Here is a 280-nt window from a genome sequence, read left to right on the forward strand (position 1 = left end):
ATGGGTATAAGGGACAGTCGCATCTCGACCCGTGGTCCCAGGCCGCCGCCGACAGCGTCGAACAAGCCATCGTGCACGCGCTGTTCCACGCAACCGCCGTCACCGGCCGCGACGGCAACACGCGCCGCGCACTGACCGAATTGCTCTGACCTGACGCCATGCGAATCCTGATCTCCGCCGACATCGAAGGCGTGGCCAACGTGTTCCACCCCGAGCAGACGCGCGCCGGCAACGGCGAATACGAACGTGCCCGCCGCTGGATGACCGCCGAAGCCGACGC

Annotated in this window: 2 protein-coding genes; both read left to right on the forward strand. The window is 67.1% G+C overall.

Annotated features, from left to right (window positions below; genetic code table 11):
- On the forward strand, nucleotides 1–149 hold a 149-nt coding region (locus K5S59_RS30565), incomplete at its 5' end, for a P1 family peptidase (RefSeq protein ID WP_220784134.1).
- Nucleotides 150–158: 9 nt separating this feature from the next.
- Nucleotides 159–280: M55 family metallopeptidase (locus K5S59_RS30570; RefSeq protein ID WP_220784135.1), on the forward strand; the 122-nt coding region annotated here is incomplete at its 3' end.

Origin of the sequence: Bacillus sp. BML-BC051 (assembly GCF_019656175.1) — a bacterium.
Lineage (GTDB): Bacteria > Bacillota > Bacilli > Bacillales > Bacillaceae_G > Bacillus_A > Bacillus_A mobilis.